General features: G+C 47.6%; 16 protein-coding genes. 7 read left to right on the top strand and 9 right to left on the bottom strand.

Annotated features, from left to right (window positions below):
- Positions 1-2 precede the first annotated feature (2 nt).
- Positions 3-869: a glycine--tRNA ligase subunit alpha gene (glyQ, locus tag FCL47_RS07520; protein WP_136812868.1), complete on the bottom strand. Its 867-nt coding sequence runs from the start codon at positions 867-869 to the stop codon at positions 3-5.
- 148 nt (positions 870-1,017) lie between these two features.
- Between glyQ and FCL47_RS07515 the strand changes: the two genes are divergently transcribed.
- The 3 genes from FCL47_RS07515 (at position 1,018) to secB (ending at position 4,957) form a co-directional block, all read left to right on the top strand.
- The gene (locus FCL47_RS07515; RefSeq protein ID WP_136812867.1) at positions 1,018-1,449 is read left to right on the top strand and encodes a CoA-binding protein; all 432 of its coding nucleotides are present in this window, start codon (positions 1,018-1,020) and stop codon (positions 1,447-1,449) included.
- 38 nt (positions 1,450-1,487) lie between these two features.
- Complete coding sequence (uvrA, locus tag FCL47_RS07510) at positions 1,488-4,322, top strand: excinuclease ABC subunit UvrA (protein WP_136812866.1); 2,835 nt, start codon at positions 1,488-1,490, stop codon at positions 4,320-4,322.
- Between the two features lie 161 nt (positions 4,323-4,483).
- Positions 4,484-4,957, top strand: coding sequence for a protein-export chaperone SecB (gene secB / locus FCL47_RS07505; protein WP_136812865.1), 474 nt, complete (start codon positions 4,484-4,486; stop codon positions 4,955-4,957).
- 86 nt (positions 4,958-5,043) lie between these two features.
- Here secB and FCL47_RS07500 read toward each other — a convergent pair whose 3' ends face one another.
- From FCL47_RS07500 to pilM, 7 genes are all read right to left on the bottom strand, one after another.
- The gene (locus FCL47_RS07500) at positions 5,044-5,919 is read right to left on the bottom strand and encodes a hypothetical protein (RefSeq protein ID WP_136812864.1); all 876 of its coding nucleotides are present in this window, start codon (positions 5,917-5,919) and stop codon (positions 5,044-5,046) included.
- A gap of 44 nt (positions 5,920-5,963) precedes the next feature.
- A complete protein-coding gene (gene mshL, locus FCL47_RS07495) occupies positions 5,964-7,745 on the bottom strand; it encodes a pilus (MSHA type) biogenesis protein MshL (RefSeq protein ID WP_136812863.1) in 1,782 nt (593 codons plus the stop codon).
- A 52-nt stretch (positions 7,746-7,797) separates the two neighbouring features.
- Positions 7,798-9,219, bottom strand: a complete 1,422-nt coding sequence (locus FCL47_RS07490; RefSeq protein ID WP_167496407.1) for a tetratricopeptide repeat protein — start codon at positions 9,217-9,219, stop codon at positions 7,798-7,800.
- 132 nt (positions 9,220-9,351) lie between these two features.
- On the bottom strand, positions 9,352-9,897 hold the full coding sequence (locus FCL47_RS07485) for a pilus assembly protein PilP (RefSeq protein ID WP_136812861.1): 546 nt from the start codon (positions 9,895-9,897) through the stop codon (positions 9,352-9,354).
- Between the two features lie 5 nt (positions 9,898-9,902).
- Positions 9,903-10,520, bottom strand: a complete 618-nt coding sequence (locus tag FCL47_RS07480) for a type 4a pilus biogenesis protein PilO (RefSeq protein ID WP_136812860.1) — start codon at positions 10,518-10,520, stop codon at positions 9,903-9,905.
- Between the two features lie 30 nt (positions 10,521-10,550).
- Entirely contained in the window at positions 10,551-11,129 is a 579-nt protein-coding gene (locus FCL47_RS07475; RefSeq protein ID WP_136812859.1) for a PilN domain-containing protein, read from the bottom strand.
- A 25-nt stretch (positions 11,130-11,154) separates the two neighbouring features.
- The gene (pilM, locus tag FCL47_RS07470; protein WP_136812858.1) at positions 11,155-12,213 is read right to left on the bottom strand and encodes a type IV pilus assembly protein PilM; all 1,059 of its coding nucleotides are present in this window, start codon (positions 12,211-12,213) and stop codon (positions 11,155-11,157) included.
- Between the two features lie 389 nt (positions 12,214-12,602).
- Here pilM and lepB point away from each other — a divergent pair, with 389 nt between their 5' ends.
- Positions 12,603-13,238: a signal peptidase I gene (gene lepB / locus FCL47_RS07465; RefSeq protein WP_240744177.1), complete on the top strand. Its 636-nt coding sequence runs from the start codon at positions 12,603-12,605 to the stop codon at positions 13,236-13,238.
- On the opposite strand, the gene sfsA is transcribed toward lepB, so the two are convergent.
- On the bottom strand, positions 13,210-13,950 hold the full coding sequence (sfsA, locus tag FCL47_RS07460; RefSeq protein ID WP_136812856.1) for a DNA/RNA nuclease SfsA: 741 nt from the start codon (positions 13,948-13,950) through the stop codon (positions 13,210-13,212). The two genes, lepB and sfsA, sit on opposite strands and share 29 nt — an antisense overlap.
- A 133-nt stretch (positions 13,951-14,083) precedes the next feature.
- Here sfsA and FCL47_RS07455 point away from each other — a divergent pair, with 133 nt between their 5' ends.
- The 3 genes from FCL47_RS07455 to pgk all read left to right on the top strand — a co-directional run bounded on the left by FCL47_RS07455 (position 14,084) and on the right by pgk (position 17,016).
- Positions 14,084-15,301: a type I glyceraldehyde-3-phosphate dehydrogenase gene (locus tag FCL47_RS07455; RefSeq protein WP_136812855.1), complete on the top strand. Its 1,218-nt coding sequence runs from the start codon at positions 14,084-14,086 to the stop codon at positions 15,299-15,301.
- Between the two features lie 6 nt (positions 15,302-15,307).
- The gene (gene rimI, locus FCL47_RS07450) at positions 15,308-15,751 is read left to right on the top strand and encodes a ribosomal protein S18-alanine N-acetyltransferase (RefSeq protein WP_136812854.1); all 444 of its coding nucleotides are present in this window, start codon (positions 15,308-15,310) and stop codon (positions 15,749-15,751) included.
- A gap of 89 nt (positions 15,752-15,840) precedes the next feature.
- Positions 15,841-17,016 carry a phosphoglycerate kinase gene (pgk, locus tag FCL47_RS07445; RefSeq protein ID WP_136812853.1) on the top strand — a complete coding sequence of 392 codons (1,176 nt, stop codon included), beginning with the start codon at positions 15,841-15,843 and terminating at the stop codon, positions 17,014-17,016.
- The last annotated feature ends 3 nt before the right edge of the window (positions 17,017-17,019 follow it).

Here is a 17,019-nt window from a genome sequence, read left to right as displayed (position 1 = left end):
CATTATTTGATGAGCGGGTGATTCATGCTCGCCCGTTGTTCAACATATGCTTCTGCAACCTTTCTGGCGATATTTCGGATACGTCCGATGTATCTGGTTCTTTCATTGACGCTGATAGCTTTGCGTGCGTCAAGCAGATTGAAGGTGTGTGAGCATTTCAGGCAGTAGTCATAAGCGGGCAGAATGAGTTTTTTGTCGACCAGTTTATGTGCTTCCTGTTCATAGGTGTCAAAAAACATCAGAAGTTTTTCAACATTTGCTTCTTCAAAGTTGAAGGTGGAAAATTCGACCTCCGCCTGATGAAAAATTTCACCGTAGCTGACTGTATCGTTCCAGGCTATATCGTAGACGCTTTCAACGCCTTGAAGATACATGGCGATGCGCTCCAGGCCGTAAGTGATCTCGACCGTTGTCGGATGCAGTTCGATGGACCCGGCCTGCTGGAAATAAGTAAACTGGGTTATTTCCATGCCGTCCAGCCACACCTCCCAGCCCAGTCCGGAAGCACCAAGGGTTGGTGATTCCCAGTCATCCTCAACAAAACGGATATCGTGATCGAGAAGATTGAGACCGAATCTTTCCAGGCTTCCCAGGTAGAGTTCCTGTACATTTAAGGGCGAGGGCTTAATTACCACCTGATACTGGTAATAATGCTGCAATCTGTTCGGATTATTGCCATACCGTCCGTCGGTTGGCCTTCTGGAGGGTTGCGGGTAGGCACATTTCCATGGTTCAGGACCCAGGGCTCGGAGCAGGGTGGCTGGATGGAACGTCCCCGCACCTACCTCCATGTCATAGGGTTGTTGGATGACACAGCCTTGTTCTGCCCAATATTTATGCAATTCTAAAATGATGTCTTGAAAATTCACTCAATTTCCTCATGCAATGCAAAGATGTTCAGGGATGGTTTTTGTTCCGCGTTGCGTAGTATATAATTGGTATCTTGACTTTTGTCTATGGGGTCATCATTATATCCCCACAATACATCCTGAAATTTGACTAATTGCGAGTATATTAATGCAGACCCTTGATGCCCTTCAGCAAACAGCGGACATTACCCGGCTTCTTAAAACAGCCACGTCGATTGCCATTGTCGGCCTGTCGCCAAAAGAAAATAGACCCAGTAATATGGTTGGCCGGTATCTGATTGATGCCGGATATACTATCTATCCTGTCAACCCGGGGCAGAAAGAGATCCTCGGGCGAACCTGTTATGCCGATCTCGCGGCGATTCCCGACCCGGTGGATATTGTCGATATTTTTAGAAAATCAGAGGATGTATTGCCCATTGTTGAACAGCTCATAACCCTGAAGCCGCTCCCCCGTACGCTGTGGATGCAGCAGGGAATAATCAATGAAGCCGCAGCCGAACTTGCCCACAGGCATGGGCTTTTTGTGGTGATGGACCGGTGCATTAAAGTTGATCATTACAACCTTCTCAGCAGATAACTGTCTGAAGCCCCTCCAATTTTTCTCTGCGTTTTTTCATGGAACCAAAAACACTGAGCATTCGTGGTGCACGAATGCACAATCTGAAAAATATTGACGTTGATCTGCCCCGTAATGCCCTCGTGCTGTTCACCGGTCTGTCGGGCTCCGGCAAATCAACGCTGGCCTTTGATACGCTCTATGCCGAAGGGCAGCGCAGGTATGTCGAATCGCTGTCAACCTACGCCCGGCAATTTCTCGGCCAGATGGATAAGCCTGATGTCGATTCCCTGGAAGGGTTATCGCCGGCGGTCTCCATTGAACAAAAAACAACCAGCAAAAATCCCCGGTCAACAGTAGGGACGGTAACGGAGATATATGATCACCTCCGCCTGCTGTTTGCCCGCTGCGGACATCCCCATTGTCATCAGTGCGGTCGTCCGATAGAGGCGCAGTCCATTGAAGATATGGTCAATGGACTCATGCTGCTGCCGGAGGGAACAAAGATCGTTCTTCTCGCCCCGCTCGTCACGGAGCGAAAAGGGCGCCACGAACAGCTCCTGGCCCGGATTCGCAAAGAAGGGTTTGTTCGTGTCCGGGTAAACGGCGATATTCTGCATGCCGATGATGTGACTGCTCTCGATAAAAATAAGAAACATTCCATTGAGGTGGTAATCGACCGGCTGGTCGTCAAGGAATCCATTCGCCGGCGGTTGGCCGACTCGGTCAGCACGGCGGTCAAGCTGACTGACGGGTTTCTTCTTGTTCTTTTTCCCGACGACAATTCGGAACGCCTTTTCAGTGAACTTGCCGCCTGCCATACCTGCGGCATCTCCATGCCGCCGATCTCCACCCAGTTGTTCTCATTCAACAATCCGCAAGGGGCATGTGAAGAGTGCGGCGGACTGGGCGTTAAACAGTTTTTTGATGCTTCGCTCGTTGTGCCCGATTCGGCGAAATCCATCAGCGAGGGGGCGATTGCTCCCTGGGGATGGCGTAATGAAGAGTCGTATGCCGGCCATATGCTCGAATCCGTCGCCAAACATTATGGCATTTCCCTGACAACACCTTTTGCCAAATTATCTCAAAAGATTCAGGAAATATTCCTCTACGGCTCAGGTAAAGAAGAGATACAGTTCCACTATCGCAATGGTCGCCGCAGCATGTCCGCGGTGAAACAGTTTGAGGGGGTGATCCCCCAGCTGGATCGCCGATTTCACGAGACTCAATCGCCGATGGTTCGCGACGAACTGGCGAAATATATGAACGAGCAGCAATGTCCTCGCTGTCTGGGGGCGCGACTCAAGCCTGAGGCCCTCGCGGTGCATGTTGGCAAATGGTCGATATATGCGCTGACCTGTCTGTCGATTGAAACGATTCTTGCCGAACTGCCGCAGCTGCCCTTCACCGAGAGGGAAAAAAAGATCGGCCAGTCAATCCTGAAAGAAATTATCGACCGCCTCTCTTTTCTTTGTGATGTAGGGCTGGGCTATCTGTCTCTTGAGAGACGGGCGGGTACCCTGTCCGGCGGCGAGGCCCAGCGGATTCGTCTTGCATCGCAGATTGGTTCGCGTCTGGCCGGAGTACTCTATATTTTAGACGAGCCGAGTATCGGGCTGCATCAGCGCGACAACCAGAAACTGATCAATACCTTGCTTGAATTGCGTGATTTAGGCAATAGCGTGATCGTCGTCGAACATGACACCGATACCATTCTGGCCGCGGATCATGTGCTGGATATGGGGCCAGGGGCTGGAATTCATGGGGGACACATTGTCTACAGCGGGGATGTTCAGGGTCTGCTGAAAAATGAGGTTTCTGCCACAGGTGCCTATCTATCTGGTCGAATCGAGATTAAAAAACCGGACAAGAGAAGAAAGATACGCCTCGGTGCAAAACATTGCCTTAAGCTTGAAAATTGCAGTATTAACAACCTGAAAAAGATTAGCGCCTCGTTTCCATTGCAGGCAATGACCTGTGTAACCGGGGTATCCGGTTCAGGAAAAAGTTCTTTGGTTATCGAAACGCTGTTCAGTCTGGCTAAGTCAGGCTTAAGTAAAAGGCTTGCCGGTTTCAGTCAGGACAATACGGTTTTGACGGGTCTTGATCTTATTGATAAAATAATCGATATCGATCAAAGCCCGATCGGCAGGACTCCTCGTTCCAACCCGGCAACGTACACCGGAGTTTTCACCCCGATCCGGGACCTCTTCTCCCGCCTGCCGGAGTCGAGGTCACGGGGATACAAGCCCGGTCGCTTCAGTTTTAATATCAAAGGCGGCAGGTGCGAGGCCTGTGAAGGGGAGGGAGTCAACAAGATCGCCATGCATTTTCTGCCGGATATATATGTCGAGTGTGAAACATGCAGAGGACGGCGGTATAACAGCGAAACCCTGGAAATAAAATACCGGGATAAAACTATCCAGGAAGTGCTGGCAATGACGGTGGAGGAGGCACTCGATTTTTTCCAGAATGTACCCTCCGTCAAACATAAGCTCCAGACACTCTATGATGTGGGACTGACCTATATCTCACTGGGGCAATCGTCGGTTACACTCTCCGGCGGCGAGGCGCAACGGGTCAAGCTGGCCAAGGAACTGTCCGGCCGAAGCAGCGGGAAAACATTGTATATCCTCGATGAACCGACCACCGGCCTGCATCCGGCAGATATCCAGCACCTGCTCAATGTTCTGAATATCCTCGTCGACCAAGGCAATACGGTTATTGTCATCGAACATAATCTTGATGTGATTAAAACTGCCGACTGGATTATAGACGTGGGACCAGAGGGCGGTGAAGGCGGCGGCACCATTGTGGCGGTTGGTTCACCGGAAGATTTAATCGAAGTTAAAGAATCCTACACCGGGCATTTCCTCAAACAGGTTTTGCTCTAATTGACGAAAAACAGGCGCAGAAGACTTGCCTCAATCGGCTAAGTACGGTCTAATAAAGCTAGAGGCACGAAGAGCTCGTGAAAAGCCAGTGTGAACTCATAGATGGCTGCAAATCATTGTTCTTTTAGACCATTCCCATATCAACAATATCGAGGAGTATCATGGTAGAAAACGCAGAAAAAGAAAATACAGAAAAACCACAATTCAGAATGCAGAAAATGTATATCAAAGATCTGTCATTTGAAAACCCGAACGCTCCGCAGGTCTTTACTGATCGACAGAAAACGGATCCGTCGGTTGAGGTAAACCTCCAGCTCAACAACAAACAGATAGATGCCGATCACTGGGAAATCAGTCTCCATATTACGTCCAAAGTATCCTCAAAAGAGGACAGCAAGGTGCTGTTTATTCTCGAGATAGAGCATGCTGCTGTTTTCATGCTGAAAAATATTCCCAGTGAGCATATGGCTATGTTGCTCGGGGTAGACTGTCCTACGCTGCTGTTTCCGTTTACCAGACAGATTGTCAGCCAGGTCTCGATAGACGGTGGTTTTGTGCCGTTTTTGATGGAACCGGTCAACTTTATGGGGCTCTTTCAGAATGCCCAGAAGAAAAAAGAAGAAGCGAAAAATTAATCAACATATTTCGCAATAAAAAAGGGGATGTCGGCATAACGCCAACATCCCCTTTTTTATGTAAATTGTCGAGTAGAGCAGAGTAATTAGAGACCGTAGGCAACGAAGTGATCAACGAGAGTTGTCACGCTTTTGTCGATGGCGGTGTCAAAAAGAGTGTCATACTGATTGTCGGCAACTACCGATTCCGGCGAAACCTGGACTTTTATACTATTCGTCCAGATGACATTGCCGGTGGCAGTTTCCTGCACCCACATGCGTATCTTTACCATGCCCTCACCATCAATCGGTCCCTCGCCATAGGTGAGATCGGCGGTACGAGAAGCATCTTCCTTATCATAGGAATCTGAGCTGGCGTAGCCGAAAACGGCCCGGCCGGTGCTCCCGAATATAACGGGTAGAAAGCCTCTTCTGTTGGGCGCCCAGGAGGTTCCCTGTCTGGTTTTAAATTCGAGAATCCGGCCTCTGACTATATAATCGGCATTAAATTGCCGGCCAATCTGGCTGACGGTTTGAGCATCAAGTCCGTGGGTGCCAGAGGAGTCACCGGCAATTTGTGCGTTGTCGTTTTCGGCCTGGACCATATATGTTCGCAGTTCAGCCTTCATTGCATCGGACCAGTCATTGTTAAGTTCTACGGCAAGCGAACTCTTATTGGCACTGATGACATTTTCACTGACCAGATAGTCATAGACATCGTCCTGGACGGGGAGGCTAAATCCATTGACGATGAGGCGGTCAGTCAAGGCTTCCGTGACAAGCATATTTCTTCTTTGGGCAGAAGCTATATTTCCCTCGGAGTAATCGGCGAAAGGAAGAATTACGATGCTTTTTCCCTGGCCGACGGCACTGGCGGACGGCCCTTCGGCTACGTTCAGTGTTTCAACAACAACTTGTCCTTTTCCGCATCCGGCTAAAAATAATGCTAAAATTCCGATGACGAGATATTTCAGCCTATCCATATTTGTTCTCCCTACTGAAAAAATAGATTCATATTTGAAAAAAATTAGATGATTCGTGGCTTTAACAGAATTATCAATTCACGTTTTGTGCTCGTTTTTTCTTCATAGCCGAAGAGGTATTTGAAAAAGGGTATTTTCCTGGTTCCCGGTATAAAGGAATCGCTGCTGTCTGCTGAATTGGAAATGAGTCCGCCAATTACCAGCATATCGCCATTTTTGACTTTGACAGTGGTACTCATTTCCCGAACATTGATGATTGGGAGCCCAACTTCGCCCAGGCCTATTGTTCTGTATTCTATAGGTTCCTCTAATTCCGATGTAACCGGAACGAGATTGAGGATGATTTCATTATCGTCAAGAATGTTTGCAGTTAAGGCCAGGCCTACTCCAGAGAGCGCCCGGGCGGTATCCGCTGTATACGTTACTGTTCCAGTAGTACCGTCCGTATCTGACGTGATTTTATCAATATAAGTAACATTACGGCCAACTGTCATGAGGGCCGGCTGTCCGTTGAGTACACTTATTTTCGGGTTAGACAGAATGTTTGTCTGGCCTTGTTGGTTGACGGCGTGAAGAAATGAATCGAAAGTGAATGAGGCCAGTGAAATTGCCCCGCTGAAATCCCGGTCAAGGCCATCGGTAATGATGGTTGCGGCTGTAGTCAGATCGTCAGTAGTAACCTTGGAATACGATTTGCCACCTGAAAATTGGGCACTGCTCACGGAAAGGTTTTCGAGAACCGTGTTCCAGTCCAGCCCTATAGCCGAGTGATCATCCAATTGTACTTCGATAATCTTTGCTTCAATCGCTATCTGCTTATACAGTTCCTTCTTTAAGCTTTTAAAATACACCTCAAGTTTTTCAAGCAGGGGACGTGGGGCAGTTACCGTGATCAACCCGACAGGTTTGTCGATAAAATAAGAATTTCCCCCCGAAGACCGGCGAAATGTTGCGCTTGCCAACTGTTCATTAGTCATCGAATCAGTTTTAGAAAGACTCTTGTTCGGGTCTAAAGGATTAGCAGTCAGCTTGTTTTGTTCTTCTTTACCAGAGCCTTGAATTGAAGTAGAGGTTATCTCTTCTGTGGACCATATGTTGAGAATGGAGTTCAGATTATTTTCGATACTATTCCAGGTGTTGAATTCAATGCCACCAGGCTTGCCGTCTTTGTGCTGGTTGACCGCCACGCCGTCTGTCGACAATGAAATTTCGCCGGCGACATTGGTATTGCCTCCCTGACCACCGGTGCTGCCGCCTAATACATCGCCTCCGGTATTTGTTTTATATGCCTGCTTGATAAACGGCATGGCAATATGAAATTGGCGTGTCTCTTTATATTTTACAATGATGGTCGACCCCTGCATCTCGTGGTAATAATCAACCTGCCTGAGCATGTTGTCGAGGGCGCTGTAAAAATCGTCATTGGCACTGATGTTGACATCCACCAGTACATTTTTATCGACATCGCTGGCCCAGGAAACATTCATGTTCTTCAGCGACGCCAGACGTTTGATGATATCCCAAAGAGGCTGTGGTCCACGGGTGGAAGTGATCCGGGCACCAACCTTCAGCTTGCTTTCTTCGGCAATTGTGATGTCTTCTTTTTCGTCCTTGTCCACCACATAGGATGCCGCCTGATATCTGACAGGCAGACTTGCAGGCATGGCAGGTGCAATGGTCTTCGCGGGCTGAGTGGGCTGTTGCGCGGTTTCCTGCGCCATGCCGGTGCTCTGGTCTTGTGGTCGGGTGTCGCTGGCGCAAGAGCTGAGGAGCAATGAAAGTAGCAAGAGGCTACTGAGGAGAAAACAATATTTTAGGTACTTCATAAAAACCTCTTGGACTGAGAATTTTAAGAGAGAATCAGATTCCACTGTATTTTTAATTAAGATCTTTAGCAGCCAGGCGACCTTCAATATATTGCTTCAGATCAGAACGCATTGGAAAACCGGAAGCGAGTATCGCCCGATACTGCCGGGTAGCATCCTTCGATCTCGTCAGTTTATCTAAAACTCTGGCTTTGGACACCATCGTATCGAGGGTCTCTCCGTAATAGGAATGGTATTTGTCGAGCAGCTTGAGAGCCGCTTCGTTTTGGCCGTAATTTTCACTGAATGCGGCAAAGCTCAGGAGTGCTTCCTTCATCGGTGGTGAATTGCTGATGCTTTGCGTGAAGTATTCTTTCGCCTCAGGAATTCTCTGCATGTTGGCAGAGCCGATTGCAGCATACAGAGCTGCATTGGTATTTTTGGGGTCGTGCTTTAAGCTTTCTTTGGCGTAGTAGACGGCTTTGGCGTTCATGCCAAGGTTGACCAGATAAAGGGTCGCAAGCCGGTTGGTAATCTTGGCATTATCCGGCCAGAGCTCAAAAGCTTTACCATAGAGTGCGGCTGCCTGGTCAAATTCTTTTTTTGCCTCAAGATTCTGGGCTTTGGCCATAAACTCCTTAGCCTGCATGATCTCGTCTGACTGAGTGGCCGTTTTTTCAATAACCAGCGCTTCCTGTTCAATGACTTTAATGTCAGCCTCGAAAGCGAGATTGTCTTCTGCACGAGTCGGCCAGACAAAGGCTTTTTTGCTTGGGTAGATGACGATGGTATTAAAACGTTCTTCTTTTTTCAGATCCATCAGGTTGAGAATGATGTCCAGCGCAAAATCCCAGGGCACATCGGTCAGTGCAAGAGTAAGTACCCCTTTTACGTCTTCATCGACGATTATATTCAGGTCGGTTATCTGCCTGAACAGACGGAAGACATTGTGAATATCAATTTTATAGAAATCGACACTGATCCGCTGTTTTTTGTATCCGGAAAAAGAGAAGTCTTCTTTTAGAGCTGAGATTTTTTTGGCGGCAGCTCCTGTGACTTTCTTGTTTGGCACCTGATTGAGTAATTGTTCCGACGAACCGATGAGCTTATCAAGAGTACTGTCAGCAGGTGCAGCAGCCATTGGCTTTGCTGCTTCCCCGGTTGATGTACTTGCCGATTGCGCAGGGGTTTTGGTCTGTGCTGCCGGGAAGAACTTAATCAGCAGGTCGTTTCCTGCTTTCTCAACCGTGTAATTATGGCTGTCGGCCAAGGTAAATTCAAACCGCATATGCGGTGGAACCTGTTCTTTAGCGTCGGATACTGTGACGGTGGCAATATTATTTTTCGGAAGTTGTGCTTTTTCCGCAGAGAGAGTCTTGCTGTAAAACGCTCCGGCCACATCAACGACAACCCGGAATGGCGCAAATCGTTCAGTTACATTATATACTGGTGGCGATGTGCCGGTAATAGTGTAACTGACCGTATTGTCGGCCATTGAAACTGCAATATCGGCTATTTCGTAGGAAACATCTGCTTCAGACCGTGCTCTCTCTGTCTGAAATACGAACAAGATGCAAAATGCGATGAAAACAGCCGGTTTTATTTTTTCTAGCCATTTAAGCATTTTCTATTCTTCTCCCTCTTTCTTAAGTGTCATCACAACCTTCGTGATGAGTTCCTTTCCTGCTCGTGTTACGGCAGTCTCTTCAATAATTACAGCATTCGGGTCTATTTGTTTGACGACACCCCGTCTGCCAATCTTCGTACCTTTAAGGAGGACATAGCCCTTGCCGGTAAAATCCTCAACCATGGCGACACTGCCTGCATCTTTCCTGAGTGTTGCGACCAGGGTAAGCTGCCCAGGTTCGAAAAGCTGCATCCCCGTGAGGGGTTCGTTGTCCTCGATAATTTCGTTCATGTCGACAGACGATGTTGCGGCTTTTTCGGAAATAAACGGAACAAAAGGATCCGCTCTGTTTTCCAATTGGTATTCAAATCGTGCATCAATTCCAGCCGCTACAACCGGAGGCGATGTCGCCGCGGCGTTTTCCGTTGCAAAGGCGGGAGCCAGCGTGCATACCAGGCTGCCAGAACATAAAAGAGCACAGAGCACTTTTCTTCTGAAAACGCTTAATAAAAAGGTGGATTGTGGATGATCAATTAAACACATCATGGGGTTCACTTTTTGGGTGGTTTGGGTAGTTCAACGTTGGTGAAACGGTAGGTAACCAGTTGACAATCCGAGTTGAGCAGCATTTCTCCAGCTTCCTTTTTGGGAGAGCTCATTTTTACATTGGTGACTGAGACTATCCGTGCAAGTTTACTGACCTGATCAAAAAAGTAGCCCATATTGTGATATGGCCCTCTGACATTGATCGTCACAGGAATTTCCGCATAAAAATCTTTAGGAATGTCGGCAAGCGGCCTAAATGTCAAGAAATCGAGTCCGGCATTTCGTCCTAATGCAGAAATATCTTTAAGAAGTTTTGGGATTTCACTCTCCTTAGGCAGCAGGACTGACATTGTTAAAAACTCAGTCTCCGCCGCATCCAGTTCTTTCTGAAATTTAGCAAGATTCGATGCTTTTGCTTTAACTTCCCTGACCTGCTGGGTGAGCGACGTTTTCTGCTGACTGAGCTTCTGTATCTTTTCGGCTTTTTGCTGATAATATGCAAAATAGAAAATTATCAGCGGAATAAGAATTATGCCTACCGTAATGCCCAGTTTTATTTTTGGTGCAAGCGGTATGTATTTCTCGTCAATAAAAGTTGCAAGTGCTGCGTTGTTCGTTTTCATACGCTCATATCGGGGAAGTATTATCGAACGTTATTTCGTGTCTGTAGCTGCAGGAGCCTGTTTTTCCGGCTGACCGACAATGCAATTCAATTCAAAACTTTTAAGGTTTCTTCCTGAGACTATCTTCAGGGAGGAACTTGCCAGCGTAACATCCTGCACAAAAGGAGACTCTTTAAGGTTGTCCATAAACTGGGCAATGGTCTGGTTGTCGAGTGCCACGCCGGATAACCGTAAAGACGATGTCTGCTGCTGGAGGGATTCAAGCCACATTCGCTGGTTATCAACGCGATTGGCCACTTCATCAAGAACCCGAACCGTCAGAGAAGAGTCTGTTTTCAGTTTATGTATTATTTCCGTTCTCCTGACCAGCTCTGCACGCTCTTTTTTTAGTTTTTCAATTTTCTGCAGAATCGGGGTGTAGGAGTCCTTTTCCTTTTGCAGCGATGCTATGTCTGCTTGATAGTTACTGATTTTGTTTGCCTGCAGAGCCCCGGTAATTCCTAAAACAGCAAGAACCAGGAGAAACAAGAAGAACATGCCAAAAAGCTGTTTTCTTGCTTTGGCTCTTTTTTTAAGTTGCCGAACCGGCAGCAGGTTGATTTTAAGCATACTGAACCCTTGACAATTTAAATAATTATATAACAGAGGGCCTGAGGGCTATCCCGGCAGCAATAGCCATCTCCGGTCCAATATTAGCGAGGTAATCGGGGTCAATCTTGTTACTGTTCGACGTCATCTTCAAAAACGGATTGAAAAGCTCAACTTTTAATTCGGTTTCCTGGGCAAGATATTCTATCAGACCGGAAACTTTTGCTCCGCCACCGCTTAAAATCAGTTTCTTAAGCGGCTGATCAGGATGATTGGCATGGTATAAGTCTATGGCTTTTTTAATTTCAAGAATCCACTGAGTGCAGGTCGTTGAAAAAATTTCTTCAATCTCCTCCCGTTTTTCTTCGCTTTGTATGGAACCTAGTTTAAGGGCTTCAGCTTCCTCAAATTCAATATCAAATATATTTTGGATCTGTTCGGTTAATTGTCTGGAGCCGACAATTATATCCCTCGCTACTACCGATATTCCCTGGGAAAGGATATTGATGCTCATCTTCGAGGCACCGATATCAACTAAGGCCACATTCTCGGTTTTTTGATAGTTGTATTCATAGGTGTTCTCGAGCGCGAACCCGTCTACATCGACAATCACCGGATTAAGATTGAGGCCGTGGAGCATATCGAGATAGTCGTCGACGATCTCTTTTTTGGCAGCGACCAGCATGACATCCGTTCTGTCGGTATCCTGGTGGCCTGTCTTAAGGTCCTGAAAATCCAGATAAACATCTTCAATATCAAATGGGATGTACTGTTCAGCCTCAGCCATTATATGTTCTTCCAGCTGAGCTTCTTCCATAACAGCTAAATTAACCTTTTTAACAATGACCGAATAGCCTGAAATAGAGAAACCAACTTTTTTATTTTTGATCTTTAGGTTTTGAAAAAGACCGGCAATGGCTTTGCTGACGATCTCAGGGTCGTTGAGAGTCCCGTCCTCAACCGCGCCTTCCGGGAGAACAGCGCTGCCGAGGGTCAGAATCGTATAGCCGCCTGACGTTTGTTTCAGCTGACAAACCTTGACGGCATGAGATCCGATGTCAAGACCAACGACCAGTTCATTGTGAGATAGAAACGGCAAATTCATGGCAGACAAAAAGGAAGAAATTGATATAAACGGCAAAATAAATTCGGCCGAACTTGTGCTAAAAATACATACTTTTCGTGTACATAAGGACATTAGGTCACAGAAAAAAAAATTTGTCAAGTAAAAGAGCATTTGTTAATTTCGAAATAACCCTAATTGAAGGATGAGCAAATGAGTCTTTGAGATTAAGGCTGTATCTGTTGTACAATACAGGCTCTCAAGAGATCGTGAGTGTCAAACTGGTTACCATAGAGTTGCTTTTCAGGCAGCTTGTTTTTGTTCTTCTACCCATACGAACTGGCTTGTAATTTGTTTGTATTTCAAGTAGTTTTGCGTAGCAATTTGCACTACGTTCATAAACCATCCAAATGAGGTTGACTTTGTCCAGAATAGGGAAAAATAAATCTATTTTCAGGGAATATTTTGAGGCGATCTGTGTCGCAATTCTCCTGGCGCTCTTTATCCGAACTTTTGTTGTTCAGGCATTTAAAATACCATCGGGATCGATGTTGCCTACCCTTCAGATCGGCGATCATCTGCTTGTCAATAAATTTATCTATGGCGTCAGAATGCCCTTCACCGGGAAGATTCTCGTGCCGATTAAGCACCCGAAGTATGGTGATGTCGTGGTGTTTCGTTTTCCCAAGGACCGCTCTGTCGATTATATTAAAAGAGTTATCGGTACACCTGGCGATACAGTTGAGATAAAAGACAAGAAGGTTTTAATAAACGGCAAGCCAGTTGAAAACAGTCATGCCCATTTCAGCTCAAATGTCGTCCTTGACGCCAAAGCCAGTCCGAGAGATAATCTCGGCCCGATTCTGGTTCCCGATGATCATCTCTTCGTGATGGGCGATAACCGGGACAACAGCTACGACAGCCGGTTCTGGGGTTTTGTTGATCAGCGGGACGTTCTTGGCAAAGCATTTATCCTGTATTGGTCGTGGGATATTGACAAACCGTTGCTGTCTGTCGATCGTTTCACCTCGATCAGGTTCAGTCGGCTGGGCAGTCTGATCCACTGAAGGTGCGTGGAGTGGCCAGCAGGGAGCAGGGGAGTGAGCGCACCACTCGTATCTCCTGCGGATTGACCTCGGCCTGATAGGCAAGAACCATGACTCCGGCAGCCGCCGCCTGCTGCAGCGCCCTCGCATACGTCGCATCTATGTGTGAGGCAGGGCGGAAACGGTCCGCGTCCATACGCTGAACAAGAAAGAAAATGCAGGTTTTTCGTCCCTCCTGCGACAGTCGTATAAGCTCATGGAGATGTTTTGTTCCTCTTACTGTCACTGCATCGGGAAACATGGCCCATCGGTCAACCGCCAGAGAGCAGTTCTTTACCTCAATAAAGGTCGAATCCTCTCCATGCATTACCTGCAGGTCAAGCCGGGTGTGGTCGGAGGTCCTGACTTCGGTCCTGATCATTTTTATATCCTGAAACTCGGCAATCCGTCCTTTTGCCAGAGACTCCGCCACCAATTTATTGGTCTGTGCAGTATTGACGCCCACCCATGTTGAATTATCCTTAACCATTTCCAGAGTGAATGGGTATTTTCTTTTTGGATTATCCGATCGGGAAAGACAGACCTGACTGTCCGGGGCCGAGCAGGAGAGCATGGTGCCGGTATTGGGGCAATGCGCCGTGATGATTTCGCCGGTCTCCAGGCGCACATCCGCCAGGAAACGTTTATATCTTTTTATGAGGATGCCCTGCACCAGAGGGGAAGTAAATAGCATGGGAATTCGCTTGGTTTATAACATGTTAAGGTTGCGTATCAGCAGCGTTAGTGCTACATATTTGTAGAGAACGCGTCGTTGTAAAGAGAAGGTACTTGGGGTTCCAATCTACTAAGATAGAGGAGGCATAGCTATGAAATTAGGCATCAACGGCTTGGGAAGAATTGGAAAACTTTCAATCTGGCACCACGTTTCACGAAAACATTTTTCAGGAATTGTCGCCAATATAGGTCGGGAAGTCGGATGTGGGCTGGAGGATCTTGCCGCGATGCTTGAAAGAGATTCTACCTATGGCCGCTTGGGGAGCTATTTGCATGGTCATAAATGCCCTCGGGTCATCGAAGAATTAAATGAAGAAAAAGGGACAATGCTGGTCAACGGGGTTCCGGTCACTATTTTGCGTGCCACCCGTAATCCGGCCGAAATTGCCTGGCAGGACCAGGGGGTCCGGCTGGTAGTCGATACTACGGGTGTTTTTACCGATCCCACTGCCGATGCCGATGCCGCAAAAGGTGCCCTCCGGGGACATATGCAGGCTGGCGCGGAGAAAGTGATTCTTTCTGCTCCCTTTAAAATTAAGTCCAAGGGATTGGATATGCCGAACGATGCCATTACCACGATAATGGGCATTAATGAAGAAATGTATAATCCCGGCAAACACTCTCTCATCTCTGCGGCTTCCTGTACGACGACCTGTCTCTCCTATATGATTAAGCCGCTCATGGAAAAAATCGGGGCGGATAAAATTCTCAGTGCCTCGATGGTAACCGTCCATGCCGCAACGGGAAGTCAGCAGGTACTCGATCGACTGCCCAAAGCCGGGGCCGTTGATTTAAGGAAAAACCGCTCTATTCTGAACAACATTATTCTGACCACTACCGGTGCTGCCAAGGCGCTTTCGCTGGTGATCCCGGAAATGGCATCCATCGGATTCATGGCCGAATCGGTGCGTATCCCTACTTCCTCAGGCTCACTGATAATTTTAGTGCTTAATCTGCAGGATGATCTCGAGAGTCCGATAAAACGCAATGACATAAATAACATATATAAAGAGTACGCAACGCATAACAATTACCTGCTCTTTTCTGAAAATCAAAACGTATCGTCGGACATCCTCGGTTCCCCGGCGGCAGCTGCGGTGATTGAAGGGAAGGAGACGCATACCCGGACCGCCAATATTCAGGTCAACCTTGCCAAGGTCAAGGCGGAAAGTCTGGCGGCCGGTGCTGATCCTATCCTCAACGTGCCGGTAACCCAGGCCGTTGTCTATGGCTGGTACGACAACGAGCTGGGGAGTTATACCAATATGCTCGGCGATCTGACCGTACAGATCAGCGAGGGGATGTTTTAAGAAAAATTGATTACAGTACGATCGATGGTCAAAGCTGACCTTGGAGAAGTTTCGGCAATTGAACGGGAAACACTTTCGCCATGGTCGGCTGAATCCATTGCCCAGGAGTTGGAGATAGCTGAAGCAATTCAGATTGTAGCTGAGGCGCCAGATGGACAAATTATGGGCTGGTGTGCCTGCAGGGTCATATGGCCTGAGGCCGAGCTGTTAAAAATAGCAGTTAAAGAAATCGACAGGCAGCGAGGTATTGGTTGTTTGCTGGTTGAAAATCTTGTGGATGCGTTACAAAAAAAAGAAATCAGCAGCCTTTTCCTGGAAGTTCGATCCAGTAATGGTATTGCCTTGAAGTTTTATGATAAACATAAATTCCTGCACGTTGGATCGAGACCGGGGTACTATACCGATCCACCTGACAGTGCAATGATTCTTAAAAAGAATCTGTCTTCGTAAGTCTCATCCCGTTAGATGGGTCATAGGCAGGGACTCCAGGAAAACATTTCTAAGGTACTAAAAAATTCAATCGTGGAGAGAGGTGTGCAATGAAATCTGTTAGGGATCTTCATTTACAGGGAAAGCGTGTGTTGCTTCGCGCTGATTTCAATGTACCGATGGATGAGCACAGGCAAATCACCGATGACATCCGGATTCGTATGGTACTGCCAACTATCCGCCATATCCTGCAGGCAAAGGGTCGATTGGTTATATGCTCGCATATGGGACGACCGAAAGGTAAGCGGGTCGAAGATTTCAGTCTGGCCCCGGTGGCCCTGCATCTTGAGTCGCTCCTTGGCGTAAAAGTGACTCTGGCTCCTGACTGTATCGGCGAAGAAGTTGAAAAGATGGTGCAAAAGATGGCAGACGGTGAGATTGTCCTTTTGGAAAATCTGCGGTTTTATGCGGGCGAAACGGAAAATGACCCGACCTTCTCCGGGCAGCTGGCCCGGCTTGCCGATGTCTATGTCAATGATGCATTTGCCGTTTCTCATCGCGCCCATGCCTCGGTGGTCGGCGTAGTCGAACGGGTGGCCGAAAAGGCCGCGGGGTTCCTGCTGCAGACGGAGTTGGATTATTTCCATAAATCAATGGATGAACCGACAAGGCCGTTGGTTGCAGTTATCGGCGGAGCTAAGGTTTCCTCCAAATTAGGCGCGCTGCAGAACATGCTGGGCAAGGTCGATCGGATGATTATCGGCGGAGCAATGGCCAATACCTTTTTAAAAGGCATGGGCTTTGATGTCGGGGCTTCCAAGGTTGAAGACGATTTACTCGACAATGCCAGGCAGTTTGTGAAGGCCGCAGAAGCAAAAGGGTTGAAGCTTTATTTCCCGGTTGATTTTGTGGTTGCTGACAGGTTTGCAGCCGATGCGGTAACGAAAAATGTCACATTCAGAGATATTCCTTCCGGCTGGATGGCCCTTGATATCGGTCCTGCGTCGGTAATATTGTTTCAGGAAGCTCTTCTGGATGCGAAAACTATTATCTGGAACGGCCCGATGGGCGCATTTGAAATAGATGCCTTCGCCAGGGGCACGATGGCGATGTGTCAATGCGTGGCCTCGGCCCATGCGCTGTCGATTGTTGGTGGTGGTGATTCCAATGCGGCGGTAAAAAAATCCGGCGAAGAAAAAAATATTTCTTATATGTCTACTGGTGGCGGGGCCTTTCTTGAACTGATGGAAGGGAAAATTCTGCCGGGCGTGGCTGCCCTTGGCTAGTGA

It is taken from the genome of Desulfopila sp. IMCC35006 (assembly GCF_005116645.1).
Taxonomy (GTDB): domain Bacteria; phylum Desulfobacterota; class Desulfobulbia; order Desulfobulbales; family Desulfocapsaceae; genus Desulforhopalus_A.
Note: the sequence above shows the minus strand (reverse complement) of the source record. Positions and strands in the feature narration are given on the sequence as shown.